The sequence below is a fragment of the Sphingobacterium sp. SGR-19 genome, from assembly GCF_011043555.1.
GTDB lineage: Bacteria > Bacteroidota > Bacteroidia > Sphingobacteriales > Sphingobacteriaceae > Sphingobacterium.
Genome location: NZ_JAAKGS010000015.1, coordinates 1 through 16,305, shown reverse-complemented (window position 1 = coordinate 16,305; position 16,305 = coordinate 1). Strand labels below are relative to the sequence as shown.

Here is a 16,305-nt window from a genome sequence, read left to right as displayed (position 1 = left end):
ACACTGTCTAATGACCAACCTTAACAAAATTAATGAACTTAAGTTACTCTATCAGCGTGATCAAGCTAAGTGCAATTATGTATTTTATCGCATGTCTGCAATTCGGATATGCCGCATACACACAAACTATTACCTATACTGCCAAAAACGAATCTCTTGAAACCGTCTTACAGGCTATAAAGAAACAAGTTTCCTACGAGGTGCTTGGTACAACGGACCTTTTAATAAATAAAGAACCGGTAAGCATTGTGGCAAAAAATATGTCGCTATCGGCATTTCTTGACAAGGTCCTACTCCCAAGAAAGATTGCATATCGCATCGTAGACCGGACGATTATCTTGGAACAGTTGCGGACGAGACCAGCCTCCACGCCGTCGCAACAACATGAAAAGCCCGCACAGCAAATACGGAGCGGCCGTATACTGCGGAGTGACGGCACATCTTTGAACGGCGCCAGCATCGCCATAGACGGCAAAACAATGGCCGTTGCCGATGCAGACGGTCGGTTTACCTTACCGGCGATGACCCCTGGTCAATCCTTTACCGTGACCATGGTGGGCTATATACCGATGACGGTATCGGTACAAGAAAATAAGTCCTCGTATACCATCCAGCTAAAAGAAGAAGTAGCCCATGTAGACGAAGTCGTCGTTACGGGGTATCAAGTCATCAAAAGGGATTCCTATACAGGTACGGCCATTACCAAAACTGGTGAAGAACTTCGGCAGGTAAGTCCGCAGAATCTGCTACAAGCCGTGCAGGTCTTTGACCCTTCTTTCAAATTACTGGACAATAACCTTGCAGGTTCAAACCCCAATGCCCTACCCAACATCAATGTTCGAGGCGCTTCGTCGCTCCCAAGTGGCAGCGGAGAAATATTGCGGCGCGATAATGTTACAGGAACCACCAACATGCCCGCCTTTATCCTGGATGGCTACGAGGTCAATGTACAAAAGGTACTCGACCTAGATATGACCCGGATCGAGACGGTAACACTATTGAAAGACGCGGCTGCGACTGCCATCTACGGGTCGCGCGCTGCCAATGGCGTGATGGTTATTACCACAAAAACACCCAAAGAAGGTAAATTGCGTGTCTCCTATACCCACGAGACCAATGTCAACATGCCGGATTTAACCGAATACAACCTTCTGAATGCCACCGAAAAACTGGAGTATGAACGGCTGGCTGGTTTATTCGACGCTACACTACAACGGCAACCCCAGGAAACACTGGACGAGCTGTACTACCAAAAGCTATCCAATGTATTGGGTGGCGTTGATACCTATTGGTTATCACAGCCCCTACGGACGGCAGTTGGCCAACGGCACGGTCTCTTTTTGGAAGGTGGTTCCCCGGTGTTCCGTTACGGGGTAGACATGCGCTACCAAACGCGTCCTGGTGTGATGAAAGGATCCAGCAGACACCAATACTCTGGCGGCTTAAATTTTAGCTATAACCTGCAAAACAAGATTCGGTTCCAAAACGAATTAGCCGTTACGGTTGTGAATGGAAACGAATCCCCCTATGGCAGTTTTTCACAGTATGCCCGCATGAACCCCTACTACCGAATGACGGATGACAACGGCAACATTATCCAACAGGTAGACACCTGGCGGAGGATCGCGGCAACGGGACACGGTACCAATGAGTTCGTGCTAAATCCGCTTTACAACGCTACGCTCAATAGCTTTGAACAGCTAGGCTATACCGAAGTGATGAACAACCTATCCGGAGATTTTGATCTTGGAAACGGTCTACGTTTACGCGGCCAAGTTAGCTTGTTAAAGCGTATGCACACCGGCGACGATTTTCGGTCGCCCTTGGCCAATCAATTTTTTAATTACTCCACCGACCGTACGAATGAAAAGGGAAGCTATACGAGTTATAGTAACGACGAGTTATTCTGGGATGCCAATATACGGCTGAACTGGCTTAAACGAATAGGCCAGCATGACTTTAATGTGGTTGCCGGAGCCAATATACGCACCGAAAGCTTGGATGAACGATCGTTTACGGCCATTGGCTTTCCAAATGATCGGTTCACCAGCATTGGGTTTGCGCGGGGATATGCCGAGAACGCAAGTCCTTCCAGTAACTTCGTCGCCTCGAGGCTATTCGGTGCGTTCATGAGCGCCAACTATTCTTTCGCCAACAAGTATTTGCTGGATGCCACCATACGCGCAGATGGTTCGTCCAAATTTGGAAGTAACAATCGGGTAGCTCCGTTTTGGTCATTGGGCGCCGGATGGAACATACACCATGAAAGCTGGTTCGAGAATTCAGTGATCAACCAGTTGCGCTTACGTGCAACTACCGGACTGACAGGATCTGTACAATTTGCGCCCTACATGTCTAGGACTACCTACATATACGAGCAAGGCAACTGGTACTCTTCCGGAGTCGGAGCCATCGTTGCGAACTACGGCAATCAGAACCTGTCGTGGCAGAAAACGCAAAATACCGATATTGGATTTGACATCGCACTATTCAGTGACCGGATCATGCTTTCTCCACGGTTTTATTATCGCAAAACCAAGGATCTCCTCTCGGACATCAATTTGCCCCCCTCGACAGGATTCGTATCATACAAGGAAAACCTAGGCGATATCGAAAACCGGGGTATCGAAGTCAATATGAACCTAACGCCTGTCAAGACCGCAGACTGGACCGTCAGCTTTATGGCGAACCTGGTTCACAACAAAAACAAAATTGTCCGTATTTCCAATGCTTTAGATAGCTATAACAATCGTGTAGACGAGGCCCAACAAGGGGAAGATCTAAGAGGTGTCCCGCTCTTACGGTTTAAGGAAGGGCAATCCATTGATGCGATATACGCTGCCCCTTCTTTAGGTATCGATCCTGAAAGCGGCCGGGAGGTTTTCGTCAAGCAAGACGGTACGCTGTCGTATGTCTGGGATCCGCGCGACATTACTGTTGTCGGCGTCGCCACCCCAAAATTAGAAGGGTCATTTGGCGGAACCGTGCGCTATAAACAATTTATGGCCGTTGTCTATTTCCAGACACGGTGGGGAGGCGATATGTACAACCAAACGATCGTAGACCGCGTAGAAAATGCGGATCCACGGTACAATGTGGATAGACGTGTACTTGAAGAAAAATGGCAGGAACCTGGAGACGTCACTTTTTTCAAGAGCATTCGGGACTACGGCCAAACAGAGGTGTCCTCCCGGTTCGTGATGCCCGACAATCTGTTGACGCTACAATCCGTGTTTCTATCCTATGATTTGCACCCAGCGTTTGCCAAAAAAATGTCCCTCAGCAATCTGCGCCTAGGACTGACGGCCAACGATCTCCTTCGCTTCTCGTCCGTTGAGGTAGAGCGTGGAATCAATTATCCCTTTGCAAGGAGCATTAGCTTTAGTTTGCAAGCATCGCTATAACATGATGGTTTCCTTTTAGTAGACTATAAAAAAATGAAAAAAAAGATTATATACATACTGGCCCTATTTACGATCGGGTTCGCCTCTTGCTCCAAATGGCTCGATATACAACCCGAAAGTGAAATTGATAGGTCGCTCCTTTTTACCACCGAAGCCGGCTTCAAAGAAGCCTTACTTGGCATTTACATACGTTGTTCAAAAACCGATCTCTACGGACGCGAACTCACGGTGGGCACGCCGGAGGTATTGGTACAAAACTATCAAATACAACCTGCCGACAACTATCGGTATCTACAGACAAAAAATTACCGCTACAACGATACCGAGTTTATCCGAAGAAAAGACTCCATTTGGGTCGGCATGTACAATGGGATCGTCAATACCAACCTGATATTGGAAGAAATCGATGCAAAAGAACATTTGTTCACGGGAGATAACTACCGCTTAATCAAAGGTGAAGCATTGGCATTGCGTGGATACTTGCATTTTGATGTGTTGCGTATGTTTGCCCCCGCTCACCGTGTCGCGCCTGAAGCACAGGCCATCCCGTATGTCACGTCCTATTCTAACAGAGCTACGGAGATGGCCACCGTCAGCAGCGCATTAGACTCAGTCATAAGCGATCTCGAGCACGCAAAAGTATTACTTGCCGACGATCCCATACGGTCAGCTGCCTATATCATAAATTACCCCACCGTAAGTGATACGCTACGTCATACGGAGCTCCATCATCCAGATCTTTTTTTACAGAACAGACGGCATCGGCTCAACTACTACGCCGTGTGTGGTACCTTGGCACGGGTCTATCTTTACAAAGAAGATAAAATGAAAGCATTAGAAAATGCGCTTATCATCATTAATGCACAAAAATTTCCATGGACAAACTCGACCGATTTCCTAGCCGTGGCCGACGATAAAAAAGACCGCATACTCTATAAAGAATTGCTTTTCAGTTGGTATACCCCCACTTTAAATAACGCACTGAATAGCAATTGGTTCACCGAAACGCAGTACGGTATGTACCTCGATGATACAGATACGCAAACCATTTACGAAACCTCCGATATCAGTGGTGATATGCGGTATACACAGTGGTTTGCCACTTCCAGTGCCAGCGGCTCCTTCTATTCCACCATCCTAAAGTATAGGCGAAATCCTCTTGGGGACACATTTGTTGCCAATCTACACTATTTGGTAACCCCCGGCATCCGACTAAGTGAGATCTACTACATCGCAGCCGAATGCGTCTTCGAAACAGATCAAACACGCGCGTTGAACTATTTCGATGAGGTACGTAGTCATCGTGGAATTGGCAGCAAATTAGAAGTCAGTACCCTGGCCCAGTTCCAAGCAGAATTACTAAAAGAGTACCGAAAGGAAATGTACGCCGAAGGACAGCTCTTTTATGCCTACAAGAGACTCAACGCCCCGATTATCGGCCTACGCGGTGAAATTATCTCAGCAAACCAAAATATCTTCGTATGGCCCCTACCCAATGATGAAATTATTTATGGACAGCGTTAAACACCTTAATTTTATGAAATATACGAAAGCACTATGCATATGCTGGTTTAGTCTAATCGTCATATCGTCTTGCCAGAAAGCACCATTAGAAACATATAACCACCAGCCAAATATATATTTTAGTCTCGATTCGGTTTTGCGTGACAGCATGATATTCACTTTTGCGTACGATATGAGCAAAACGGTAGACACCTTCTATATTCCCGTTCAGATTATCGGGCATCGCGCACCATCCGAACGATTTTATGGCGCGTATGTAGAGCAAGATTCTTCTACGGCAATAGCCGAGCAACACTATAAACCGTTAGCAGCACAATACCCGATGCTAGGCCATCAGGGACGTGATAGCCTGCCACTCATTATCTACAACACCCCCGATCTAGAAAGTAAATCGGTATCCCTCCTACTCAAATTACGAGAAACCCAGGACTTCGGTATTGAAAACACGCAACGTATCCGTGCCAAGGTCATTCTATCTGCTCGGCTGGAACAACCCGAATGGTGGAGCATGTGGCTTGGCAGTTATTCCCGCGTTAAGCATGAACTCTTCTATCTAGTAACCGAGCAACGCAGCTTGACCATGGAAGGTATCGACGCTCCCCGAAATCTCTATTTTAGGGATATGCTCACCATGATGCTCAACGATCCCTTTACTTGGGTAACCAATAATCCAGAAAAAGGGTACCAATTAACCACGCCCGATAATGGTACTACTTACCATTTTTATCACCAAGATAATCCAACTCGGATAATCTTATTAAAACGAAATAGTGGTACTGGTCAATACACATTTATAGACGAAAACGGAATAGAGGTTCGATGACATGAGAAGAATAAAAACGATTTACTTTGCGATTTGTATAACGGCGATGCTGGGGTGTTTCTCCAGTTGTTACAAAGATATGGGAAACTATGCGATTGATATGCCGATAGAGCCCCAAGTGGCCGGCCTAGACACGCTTTATCACGCTGTAGTCGGCGACAGCTTGATTATTGAACCCACTATTACCGGTATTCCCCAAGAGCATATCCAATGTGCTTGGCGTATCTATGTACCCGAAGAACTATCACCCGAACATAACCGTTATGAGGGAACCAGCTTACGCATTCCTTTTGGACTTCAGGCGAAGCGTTACAGGGCCCGTCTTACCATCACGAATACCGAAAACGGCATGAAGTATTTTCATACCTTTTTTATCCAAGGCATAACGGAATTTTCGCAAGGATCACTTGTTCTGAGCCAGGATGAAGGCCTTACGAAGCTGTCCTTTATCAAACCCGACAGTACCGTACAGCCCAATATATACGAGACGATAAATAACGAGCAATTACCGAACGACCCCTTGCATATACATTATCTCCGAAACATGAATACTGGCGGTCTTCCCTTAGCCTATTGGGTTATCACAAAACATGGTGGCGTACGGCTTAATGTCAATGATCTACAAAAAGAAACGATCAAACCGGGAACTTTGCAGGACAATTTCTTTCTTCCACCTGCAAATATTGAAGTAGGATCATTAAAAAATCATCGTCAAGGCGTGCTCATGGGGGTTATAAATCATAAATTCTATGGTGGGACAACGAGTACTTGGGATCAAAACGACAATTACGGCATGTTTGGAGCATACGCTCCGGGAAACTATACGCTGGCGCCACAATTTATACTCACGACCATTGGCAGCAATGTCAGTATGATTGCCTACGAAAAAGAGAGACGGCAATTTGTACGCCTGGAAGTACAGTTAGGACCGGTTTATTTCGGCACACAATATAGTGTCGATAATACAAATGCTTTTGACCCGCAAGATGTAGGTCTCGATTTGATCCAGATCGTGCAGATCAACAGCGCAGACACCTATGCCTATATGCGAGACGCCGAGGGTCAAGTATTTGAACTGCGGTTTACGGCGGCATTTAATGCAAATCCATTTACGTTCCGGCCAATGCACAAGCGGCTTTTCGCACGCCAAGAATGGATGCATGCCGACACCAAATTGGTGGCAACCCAGACCGGCTATATCTATATAGCTGCCGAGAACAAGATATATCGTTACAATCCGTTAAACGAACAGATTCTGGAATTGGAAGCAACGTTTAACAACCCGGTTACCATGCTCAAGCTAGATGATGATCAAAACACCCTGATTGCCGGATCAAGAAATAGTATATACTACCTGGATATCCGAACAGGAAGAAATGGCAATATCACCGGAGAAATAGACGGTATACCCGGGCAGCCCGTAGATATGGTATGGAGAAAATAAATAAATAAATAAATACTGAAAAAAGAACATATGAACATTTCAAAATTAACAGCAGCATTAGTACTCCTCTCTCCGCTTGCCATACAGGCGCAGGACAACGGATTCCAACTGCAAGGCACGGCGCCACAAAACTTCGACGGAAAAAAAATATACCTCGACTACACACAGGATGGCCTTAGCATGGCAGACTCGGCAACCATCCAAAACGGTACGTTTTCCTTTACTGGGACGGTCAATGAACCCACCTATTCGCGTATGGTATTCGACCCCGAAGGAAAAGGAAAGATGATGGTCCAGAACGATGGTGACCGGCTTTACTTCTATCTCGTGAATGAAACCTATACCATGGCGATTACCGATTCGTTGCGAACAGCCAATATTTCAGGATCCGCTACACACGAGGCGTACACCGCCTACCTGGAAGAAATCGGCGGCGGGTTTATGGATATCATCGACGCGGCCAATAAGGAGTTTTCCGGCGTAGATCAAAATGCACCCGATAAAGATGCGCAGTATTTGGCGATACGAAACAAATACGACGAGAAGTTTGACGAGCGGCGCGAAAAAGAATTTACGTTTGCCAAAAACAACCCCCAGTCTTTCTTTTCGATCGACGCGCTGAAGGACGTGGCCAACAAAAGAAAACTTTCTGAAATAGAACCCGTCTTCCAGCAACTATCAAGAGAAGTAAGACAATTGAGCGCTGCACGGGAACTAGAGGCCAGGATATTAGCCGATAAAACCATTAAGGTTGGTGCGAAAGCACCTGATTTTGCCCAACCGGATGTAAATGGCAAGGCAATCAAGGTTTCGGATTTCTTGGGCAAATACGTATTGATTGATTTCTGGGCAAGCTGGTGCGCACCATGCCGCGCGGAAAACCCACATCTGGTCAAAGCGTATGAAAAATATCATCCTAAAGGGCTGGAGATCATCGGAGTCTCATTAGACGATAGTAAAGGTAAGGCTGCCTGGTTAAAGGCCATCGAACAAGATGGCTTACCCTGGATACATGTGGCTGATCTAAAAGGATGGAGCAACGAGGCTGCTGTTCTTTATGGCGTACGCGGCATTCCACAAAATTATTTAATCGACCCCAGTGGAACTATTGTGGCTGTCAATCTTCGCGGCGAGAAAGTAGAAGAAGAGCTGGCAAAAATATTCACGCCGTAATTCACCCTTTATATAAAGCCCCCAAGAAGTGTATGCTTCTTGGGGGCTTACATGCTATCTCCCTATTTTCTCACATTGTCGCGCTTCAAAGACGTATCAATTGCTTACTTTTGAAATAAATGGACGATAATGAACACACAAGCCGAACAGTTTTTTGACCGCGCTCATAAATGGAAAGAAGAGTTTGATTTGTTACGGACTATTGTCCATGAAAATAAATCGCTTAAAGAAGATTATAAATGGATGCACCCCTGTTACACGTTTCAGGGAAAAAACATCGTACTCATTCACGGATTTAAGGAATATTGCGCATTACTTTTTCATAAAGGCGCTTTAATAAAAGATACAAAGGGCGTTTTAATCCAACAGACGGAAAATGTACAGTCGGCAAGACAAATGCGGTTTACCGATGTCGGACAGATCATGAAGCTCGAATCCGTTATCAAAGACTATATCAATGAAGCGATCGAAATTGAAAAATCGGGTAAGAAAGTCGTGCTGAAAAAAGTAACCGACTACCCTATCCTCGAGGAATTTCAAGCTGCACTGAGCGAAGACAAAGCCCTACATGAAGCATTCTATTCGCTAACACCGGGACGTCAAAAAGCATATTTGTACTATTTCAATCAAGCCAAACAAGCCAAAACAAGAGAAGCACGAATTGAAAAGTACTATCAGCATATACTGGATGGGAAAGGAATTGATGATTAATAAATGGGTGATAGCTTTTGTTAAGTAAAAATGACAAGACTGCCCCCGAAGCTCGCGGAGGCAGTCCAGTGCGCAACGCTATTGATATTCTGGTGTCTGTACCAGGTTCCTATTCTTCACGATCTCCTCGTACGGAATCGGGAACAGTGCATGATGCGGCTTTACATTTTTTGCACCATCTTCACTATCCTGACGGATCGACTGTATCGCATCAACCAGTTCCCCCCAACGGCTTAAGTCCCATTTCCGTTGAAATTCCCCAACAAATTCCCTTGCCCGCTCTTCCATAATAAACGCTCTCAGGTCAGCTTGCGTCAGGTTGTCGGCGGGATCCAGAAGCGGCGCTTTTGCTCTCGCCCTGATTAAGTTGGTATAACGTATCGCATCGGGGACATTCCCCAACTCATTAGCGGCCTCCGCCAAGACCATAATAACATCGGCATAGCGCAGAAAGTAGAAATTCTTCTCACTGGCCGTCCGGTTCGCCGTGAGATCCCAAAACTTTGGACCGAACCAAGGCCGGTCATCTTTTGAACCCCTGTTAAATGGTTTTCCGTTGAATCCCCATGCCAAAGAAACCTCCCGGCGCTCATCTTCAGGCGCGTATAAATCCATCATATACTGCGTTGGGTAAAACTGCGGGTAAGACTGTAAGATTACCGTACCGAAATCGACTCCCGCATAAGTTCCACCTGCTGCATCGCCTGTTGGAAAAAAGTACGTATAATAGGAGTTCACAACAAAATTCTGATTCGTTTCCGCACTCCGCATGTACTGGATTTCGAAAATGGATTCCTTATTGTTCTTACTCTTATTATAAGGATCAAACAGGTCGGCATACCGGGGCAATAAAATATACTCACTATCTTCTACCTGATGCGCCGTATCATAGGCTTTCTGCCATTCCTTAGCATACAAATACACCTTCGCTAGCAAGGTCAACGCTGCCCCCTTTGTCACCCGTCCCACATTATTGCTGTCGTAATCCAGCGGCAGACTAGCTGCAGCCTGTTCCAGGTCAAGAATCATCTGCGCACGCACATCCGCTAAAGGGCTTCGTGGAAGCTGCGCCACCTCTTCCATACGCAGTTCGTCCGTCCAGAGCGGCACGTCTCCAAATACGTTCGTCAGTATATAATAATACATGGCCCGCAGAAACTTATTTTCAGCGATCAACGAATTCTTATCTTCCTCGTCGATCTCGGAAGCCGATATTCTATTGATGACAAAATTCGCATCTTTGATAGCCGCATAACACACACGCCATACGGCATGGCTGTTTGTCTCGGTAGCTGCTGAAAAATTATAATCCTGGATAGCTTCGATCGCTGCACTCCCGCCCTGGTTCATAAACAAATCCGTTCCGGCCATGGTCACGCTCCAAAAACCAGTTTGATTAAAAATACCGGGCAAATGACTATACACACCGTTCGTCGCTTGACGACATTGATCCGTCGTTTTAAAAAAAGCATCCGGTGATATAATGCTCTGCGGTTCTTCGGTAAGCGTCTGTTCGCAACTTCCGAACAACAGCATCAGGCCAAGGGTTGATATACTAAAGAATTTGAATTTGCTATTTAACATGATCATCGTTTTTAAAAATTAAAAGGTAAGGCTCGCCCCGATTGCGAAAGTGCGGCTATTGGGATAAGCACCATTATCCTTTGCCCGCACTGTCGAACTTGTGCCTGCCGAATTGACCTCCGGATCATAACCGTTATAATCCGTTAGCAGAAACAAGTTTGTACCTGTCAGAAATACGTTCAGCTGCCGATCAGCTTGTTTAAACACGGCAGAACTCAGGTCATAATTCAAGGTCAGGGATTTCAACCGGAGAAATGAGGAGTTCTGTAGAAAATAAGTACTTGGAATATTATCCCTGGAGTTCACCGCTGGAATATCAGAATCCGGGTTCTCCGGCGTCCAACGGTCTTTCATATAGCTCATTTGATTGGTTAGATACAGTCCAACCCCCGTAAAATATTGCATGGTATTCCACATCGTGCTTCCATGCTGAAACTGCAAGAACGCATCCAACGTCAGTTGTTTATACCGCAAGGTATTTCCCCAACCACCAAAGCGTGGGGGATTCGGCGTACCCAGATAATGGTAATCGTCAATGTTGAGTTCCCCATCCTTTTGATAATCATAATACTTCTGCTTCCCCGGTTTATAGAAATTCGAGATGGAAACATAGGTGCGGTCTTCCAACGGTTTGGCAAGTTCGGCATCGATTTCTTCCTGGCTATGCCATACTCCCGCATATTCCAGTCCGAAGTTAGCCCCTATCGGCACACCCTCCTGCAGGTAATTCGTCGTCGCGCCATAGCCCGTATTATCCAAAGCCACCAACACCAACGGTCCCAAGTCTGTAACCTCCTGATCGTTTGTACTGAAGTTCAAAGAAGTTGACCAACCGAAATCTTTGTTATTGATGATATCGCTACGAATACCCACTTCAAAACCAGACGACACCGTTTTTCCAATATTGACCAGCCGGTTCGCATAGCCCGTCTGCGTAGGCGTCTGCACCGTTAAGAGGAGATTCTTCGTATGCATATTGTAATAGTTGGTCGTCACATCAACTCTGCCGTTAAACAACTGTAAATCCAAGCCGGCGTTAAATTGTGTCGATGTTTCCCATGTCAGATCATCGTTGGTTATATTTCCCTGCCTGTACCCTAACTGCGGTACGCCACCAAAGACATAGCCGTTGGGGCGCGGCGACAAAGTTGGGAGCGACTGGTAGTTGCTGATCCCCTGATTGCCAGACAAGCCGTAGCTTAGGCGTAGAGAAAGGTCATTAAGGACATTTTCCGATAGCGCCATATCCTTGAAGAACTCTTCTTCAGCAATACGCCATTTAACGGCGGACGACGGGAAATAGCCCCATTTTTTATTCGCTGCAAAGTTAGAGGCTCCGTCATAGCGGTTCGTGACGGTGAGGTAATACTTATTGGCGTAGTTATACTGCACCCGCCCAATAAACGAGACCTGTTCATTCAAGCTATTGGCAGAGCCAATAGTACGCTGTTCCTGAGGCACACTTGCGAAATCGTTCCAACGGACGATATCATTGGTCAGTCCGCCGCCATTGACATCGAGCATGTTGCTTTCCGAACGTTGATAGGTAAATCCGCCCAAGAGATTTAGATGGTGTTCGCCAAAGCTTTTGTCGTAGGTAAGCGTATTCTCATTCAGCAGGTAATCTTTAAAGCCGATGTCTGTACTTGCATTACCAAATTCCGCTCCACTTGCCACATAGGAAGGCATATAAGAGGGCACATAATCATGGTATCGGCTGTTACTGATATTTGCGCCTAAAGAAGTTCTGAACGTCAGCCCGTCGAGAATCTGATATTGTGCATATACACTTCCTAATAGGTCATTGTACGTTGTATGGGCGGTAATCAACTCTGCCGAAGCCAGCGAGGTGTTAACCGTTCCTCCGCCAAAATAAGCGATGGGGTTAAAACTGGCCGGCGAGCCATCGGGGTTTCGTGGAAGCATCGTCGGCGGTAGGGTCAACATCGAACTTTTCCAGCCCGCTGTCGTTCCCAGATCTACCCGCGAGCTGGGTTCACGCTTATATCGGGCTATATTCATATTCAGCCCTATTTTCAAACGCGTACCAATATCCTTTGCTAAGTTCACATTCGTTTGGTACCGTCTATAAGACGAATTCAGCACGACACCTTTCTGATCAACCACATTTCCCGAAATGCGGTACGTAAAACCGTTACTGCCGCCAGCCAACGCGAGGTTGAAATCCGTATATGCTCCCGTCTGGAAGATTTCCTCTTGCCAGTTTGTACCCACTGGCCCGGTAATCGCTAAGATGGAATCCACGTCAGGATAAAGGGGCGCCTGCCCCTCATCGATATAGGCTTCATTCACAAAGGATACAAAATCTTCCGCACCCATCATATCGACCAGCTTCGGCACATTCGATAGGCCATGTGTTGCTGAAAACGAGATCTTATCCCGACCCGGCGTACCCTTTTTCGTGGTAATAATGATCACACCATTGGATGCACGCGAACCGTAGATTGCCGCAGCGGAAGCATCTTTCAATACGTCGATGCTCGCAATATCTGCCGGGTTAATCGTATTTAAATCGCCCGCACCGACAATACCATCAATCACATAAAGCGGCTCGTTCGAAGCGCTCACCGAACGGCTTCCCCGAATCCGGATGGTTGTTCCGGCTCCTGGAGCCCCCGTCGTCGAGGTCACCTGGACACCGGCTGCACGGCCTTGTAACATTTGATCAACCCGCTGAACAGGCGTACGTTGTAATTCTTCACTGTTAATCGAAGACACGGCTCCCGTCAGGTCCCGCTTCTTCACCTCCCCGTAACCTACCACGACGACCTCGTCCAATCCCTCAGCAGCCGGTGCCAACCGGACTAAAACCGAATTTGTACCCGTGGCATTCATCGTAATTTCCTGCGTAGACCGCTGGTAGCCCATCATGGATACCGTGACTTTGTATGTAACTCCCCGTCGAAGTTTTGTAAAATGGAAGCCTCCCTGATCGTCCGACGACCTTGTATCTATCAGGCTATCGGTGAGCGAATATAACGCTACCGTAGTTCCTTGGAGCTTCTCTCCGTCATCACTCATCACCACTCCTCTAAGCTGTCCGTTATCCTGTGCCCATGTTTGCAACGAAAGCAGTAACGGGACCAAAAGCATGGCGATTAAACGCCCCTGCTTCCACATCATCCTTTTATTCATTACCATCTAAAAAAAATCAGTTTAAAACGTTTTCAATCTAATTTGTCATTTGTTTGTTTCCATTTGCGAGATGACGGAGTTTAATCGAGCTGTCGGTTTGCCGTTCGTAAGTCAGATCGTTGGTCGTGCAGATGATATCCAACATGGTTTCCACATCGTCTTTTTCCGAAAAATTGCCGGTAAAGTGGCAGTCCCGTACATCGGCCTCCCGTAGATCGAAGCGTAGGTTTTTAGCCGTTCCAATCCGTTCCAACACCTCAATCAACGGCGTTTCCTCGAAATGCAGATCGGTGTCTCCATCTCCCTCTTTGCGCGAAGACGATGTAGCCGGCGCGACCCGAACAAGCGGTTTTGGCTCCTCGACAAAGGAACGTTTTTCCATCGCCGAGCGGTCAACCTGGATAGCGAGTTCTTCTCCCGGAAGCAAGTACTGATCGGCTATCATAAACGGTGTCTGCGGCGTAGATTTCACGACGACCTTGCCGCTCAACAGCCGCACCCGCATCCGTCCGCTACCTCGCGCGTCCACCGTAAAGATGGTCCCTAAGGCCGTCGTCGTATACCCTTTTGCTTCGACGATAAAAGGTCGCAGGGTATCTTTAGCGACCACAAAACGAGCTTCTCCGGTTAATTTCAAGAATCGGTCAGCCTTTCCATAATCCGCATCATAGGTCAGGCTACTTCCAGGATAGAGCTTCACTTCTGAGCCATCGTTCAGGGTAAACACCTTCATCTGGCCCTTATCGCGCGCATACACGGTTGTTTCGCGGGTGAGCTGCCTTACCTCTACATCTAGTTCAGGCGTTCCCTGTTGCCAAAGCAGGTAGGCTAAACCGAAGATGAGCAAAAGAGAAGCAGCAAAGCCTCGTCGGTACCACATCGGCCGCACCCGCCGCTTGGGCACATCTGCGCAACCCACTTTTTCTATAACCCGACGCAAGTATAGCTGATAATCCTCCTCGCGATGCAGCTGTTCATCGTCCGGAGTCGTATCAAATTCGTTGGCCATACCCTTGCGCAGTTCTTCCTCGCCATCGGTCAATTTAGCAAGCAATTTCTCACGATCTTCCCTTGATAACATACCTTGCCAAAATAGCCGGATCATTGACTTTATCTTCTCGTTCATTACAAGTAAATACACCAAGGCTGGACGAATCGCCCTACTTTTTAGGTTAAGTAATTATCAAGAAATCATTACCAATCGGTATTATTTTATTGATAATTTGTTAATATAAGATAAGCAGAGCAACCTGTTTTTATTTTCTAGTTTTGTTGCGTTTTGATTTTGTCGAACGAAAAAAAGTGCAGTAGCTTGACATATCTATGAAAGATTTTGATGAAGAAATAGCAGATATCATCGCGTTCGGTCGCGACGACACGCTCGCATTTAACCGGCTGTATCAACGGTATCACAAATCCGTTCACGCGAACATTCTAAAATTAGTCAAGTGTCCGGAAGCATCAGTAGAGCTGTTACAGGACGTCTTTGTTTCCCTTTGGCAAAACCGCGACCGCATCCATCAAGATCGGTCGGTCAGCAGCTGGCTTTTCGTCGTGAGCTATAATATGTCGCTAAACTTCATCCGCAAAAAAGTAAAGGAGTCACTCATCTTTGTGGACGAATATCCCTTGGATTTACGAAATGCCGAAACCAGCGCCTCTGAAGACGAACCGATCGACATGCAACTGCAATTATTGGATGAAGCCGTTTCGGGACTTCCACGGAGAAAGCAACAGGTTTTTCACATGTGCCGTTACGAAGGGAAAAGTAAAAAAGACGTTGCTGAGCTGCTGGGATTGAGTGTCCGCACAGTTGAAAATTACCTCAAGGATGCCAACCGGATGGTAAAGGATTATCTTTGGGACAAGTACCCCGAACAAGTCGGTAAAATAGGTGTGGTGCTCCTGACACTGTATTTTGTGTAAGAAGAAACGCTACTTCATCTTTGAGGTGATTTGTTCGGTCCAATGTTTAATCGTTTTGACATCGACTCTATCTGCTTTATCGAAGAAAAAATGTTGTTTTACCGCTAAACCACAATAGGTGTAAATACCTTTGTCCGACGTAAGCGAAAGTGCTTTATCCATTCCCATATCGCTGTATTCGGCGTGTGACTTTCCGTGCGTATTGATAATGATGGCTTGTTTGCCCTCAAGCAGGCCTTTCTGAACGCCTTGCTCATATCGATAAGCAAAACCATAGCTGAAAACCCGATCAATGTAACCTTTCAGTATAGCCGGCAGCCCTGTCCACCAGATTGGATGTATAAATGTTATACAATCGGCCCAGGCAATGTGAATCTGTTCCGTTTTTACATCTTCGTCAACCTTTCCCATGCGCTGTCCTACTATATCTTGCCATGAAAGTACAGGATTAAAATCCAGTTGGTATAAATCCCGAACCCTTACTTCGTGTCCGTTGTTAGTAAGATGTTCTACCACCACTTGTTTTAGATAACCGTTCAAACTTTGTTGATCTGGATGCG

General features: G+C 46.5%; 11 protein-coding genes. 7 read left to right on the top strand and 4 right to left on the bottom strand.

Annotated features, from left to right (window positions below):
- Positions 1 to 32 precede the first annotated feature (32 nt).
- From G5B43_RS18930 to G5B43_RS18905, 6 genes are all read left to right on the top strand, one after another.
- The gene (locus G5B43_RS18930) at positions 33 to 3,404 is read left to right on the top strand and encodes a SusC/RagA family TonB-linked outer membrane protein (RefSeq protein WP_206367427.1); all 3,372 of its coding nucleotides are present in this window, start codon (positions 33 to 35) and stop codon (positions 3,402 to 3,404) included.
- A gap of 33 nt (positions 3,405 to 3,437) precedes the next feature.
- Complete coding sequence (locus tag G5B43_RS18925; protein WP_165296371.1) at positions 3,438 to 4,928, top strand: RagB/SusD family nutrient uptake outer membrane protein; 1,491 nt, start codon at positions 3,438 to 3,440, stop codon at positions 4,926 to 4,928.
- Positions 4,929 to 4,941: 13 nt separating this feature from the next.
- Complete coding sequence (locus G5B43_RS18920) at positions 4,942 to 5,751, top strand: DUF4843 domain-containing protein (RefSeq protein ID WP_165296370.1); 810 nt, start codon at positions 4,942 to 4,944, stop codon at positions 5,749 to 5,751.
- A 1-nt stretch (position 5,752) separates the two neighbouring features.
- Positions 5,753 to 7,195 (top strand): PKD-like family lipoprotein, encoded by a 1,443-nt coding sequence (locus G5B43_RS18915; protein WP_165296369.1) that lies wholly within the window; start codon positions 5,753 to 5,755, stop codon positions 7,193 to 7,195.
- 30 nt (positions 7,196 to 7,225) lie between these two features.
- Positions 7,226 to 8,368, top strand: a complete 1,143-nt coding sequence (locus G5B43_RS18910; protein WP_165296368.1) for an AhpC/TSA family protein — start codon at positions 7,226 to 7,228, stop codon at positions 8,366 to 8,368.
- Positions 8,369 to 8,497: 129 nt separating this feature from the next.
- Positions 8,498 to 9,079: a YdeI/OmpD-associated family protein gene (locus G5B43_RS18905; protein ID WP_165296367.1), complete on the top strand. Its 582-nt coding sequence runs from the start codon at positions 8,498 to 8,500 to the stop codon at positions 9,077 to 9,079.
- A gap of 78 nt (positions 9,080 to 9,157) precedes the next feature.
- On the opposite strand, the gene G5B43_RS18900 is transcribed toward G5B43_RS18905, so the two are convergent.
- Genes G5B43_RS18900 through G5B43_RS18890 form a run of 3 tightly spaced genes read right to left on the bottom strand, consistent with a single transcriptional unit; the run spans position 9,158 to position 14,924 of the window.
- Complete coding sequence (locus G5B43_RS18900; RefSeq protein WP_165296366.1) at positions 9,158 to 10,663, bottom strand: RagB/SusD family nutrient uptake outer membrane protein; 1,506 nt, start codon at positions 10,661 to 10,663, stop codon at positions 9,158 to 9,160.
- Positions 10,664 to 10,681: 18 nt separating this feature from the next.
- Positions 10,682 to 13,825: a SusC/RagA family TonB-linked outer membrane protein gene (locus G5B43_RS18895; RefSeq protein ID WP_165296365.1), complete on the bottom strand. Its 3,144-nt coding sequence runs from the start codon at positions 13,823 to 13,825 to the stop codon at positions 10,682 to 10,684.
- 31 nt (positions 13,826 to 13,856) lie between these two features.
- Positions 13,857 to 14,924: a FecR family protein gene (locus G5B43_RS18890; protein WP_165296364.1), complete on the bottom strand. Its 1,068-nt coding sequence runs from the start codon at positions 14,922 to 14,924 to the stop codon at positions 13,857 to 13,859.
- A gap of 218 nt (positions 14,925 to 15,142) precedes the next feature.
- On the opposite strand from G5B43_RS18890, the gene G5B43_RS18885 reads away from it, so the two are divergent.
- Complete coding sequence (locus G5B43_RS18885; RefSeq protein WP_165296363.1) at positions 15,143 to 15,745, top strand: sigma-70 family RNA polymerase sigma factor; 603 nt, start codon at positions 15,143 to 15,145, stop codon at positions 15,743 to 15,745.
- A gap of 9 nt (positions 15,746 to 15,754) precedes the next feature.
- Here G5B43_RS18885 and G5B43_RS18880 read toward each other — a convergent pair.
- Positions 15,755 to 16,305 (bottom strand): NAD(P)H-dependent oxidoreductase (locus G5B43_RS18880; RefSeq protein WP_165296362.1); only part of this gene is annotated, 551 nt, incomplete at its 5' end.

Excerpts from the sequence above, each read along its gene's own strand:
- G5B43_RS18905 (WP_165296367.1), top strand. The coding sequence starts at position 8,498 with ATGAACACACAAGCCGAACAGTTTTTTGACCGCGCTCATAAATGGAAA.
- G5B43_RS18920 (WP_165296370.1), top strand. The coding sequence starts at position 4,942 with ATGAAATATACGAAAGCACTATGCATATGCTGGTTTAGTCTAATCGTC.
- G5B43_RS18925 (WP_165296371.1), top strand. The coding sequence starts at position 3,438 with ATGAAAAAAAAGATTATATACATACTGGCCCTATTTACGATCGGGTTC.
- G5B43_RS18910 (WP_165296368.1), top strand. The coding sequence starts at position 7,226 with ATGAACATTTCAAAATTAACAGCAGCATTAGTACTCCTCTCTCCGCTT.
- G5B43_RS18890 (WP_165296364.1), bottom strand. The coding sequence starts at position 14,924 with ATGATCCGGCTATTTTGGCAAGGTATGTTATCAAGGGAAGATCGTGAG.
- G5B43_RS18915 (WP_165296369.1), top strand. The coding sequence starts at position 5,753 with ATGAGAAGAATAAAAACGATTTACTTTGCGATTTGTATAACGGCGATG.
- G5B43_RS18885 (WP_165296363.1), top strand. The coding sequence starts at position 15,143 with ATGAAAGATTTTGATGAAGAAATAGCAGATATCATCGCGTTCGGTCGC.
- G5B43_RS18895 (WP_165296365.1), bottom strand. The coding sequence starts at position 13,825 with ATGGTAATGAATAAAAGGATGATGTGGAAGCAGGGGCGTTTAATCGCC.
- G5B43_RS18900 (WP_165296366.1), bottom strand. The coding sequence starts at position 10,663 with ATGTTAAATAGCAAATTCAAATTCTTTAGTATATCAACCCTTGGCCTG.
- G5B43_RS18930 (WP_206367427.1), top strand. The coding sequence starts at position 33 with ATGAACTTAAGTTACTCTATCAGCGTGATCAAGCTAAGTGCAATTATG.